The organism is Aeromonas sp. sif2416, from assembly GCF_019218665.1.
GTDB lineage: Bacteria > Pseudomonadota > Gammaproteobacteria > Enterobacterales > Aeromonadaceae > Aeromonas > Aeromonas encheleia.
In genome coordinates this window covers 1-555 of record NZ_JAHUXC010000031.1, presented here as the reverse complement: position 1 = coordinate 555, position 555 = coordinate 1, and the positions used below count along the sequence as shown (strand labels likewise).

Annotated in this window: 1 protein-coding gene; it reads left to right on the top strand. The window is 67.6% G+C overall.

All coding sequences use genetic code 11. The annotated features are described in order from the left end of the window. On the top strand, positions 1 to 555 hold a 555-nt coding region (gene tssK, locus KW821_RS21385; RefSeq protein ID WP_218292853.1), incomplete at both ends, for a type VI secretion system baseplate subunit TssK.

Sequence of the window (555 nt, the reverse complement as noted above, 5' to 3'; positions counted from 1 at the left end):
ACGCATCGCCGCCCCCGGTCAGCAGGGGGTCGCCGATGTGGCCGAGTTCATGATGCTGCAACTGCTCAACCGGGCCCAGCCCCAGCTGTCCCACCTCTCGCGTCTCGGCACCCTGCACCCGGAGCGGCTGCACGAGGCGCTGGTGCAACTGTGCGGCGAGCTGATGACCTTCACCGATGAGTCCCGCCTGCCGCCGGAGTTTGTCGCCTATCGTCACGACGATCAGCAGGTTAGCTTCGAGCCGGTGATGCTGGCCCTGCGCCAGGCCCTCAGCACTGTGCTGTCGCCGCGCGCCGTATCCATCCAGCTGCGCAAGCACCAGTACGGCGTCATGGTGGCCGTGGTGGGGGAGAGCGAGCTGATGCAAAGCGCCGACTTCGTGCTGGCGGTGCGAGCCCGCATGCCCCAGGAGCAGTTGCGCAAGCAGCTGCTGCAGCAGACCAAGGTGGCCTCCAGCGACAAGATCCGCGAGCTCATCAGCCTGCAACTGCCTGGCATTCCGCTGCTGCCGCTGCCGGTGGCGCCGCGCCAGCTGCCCTATCACGCCGGTTACAG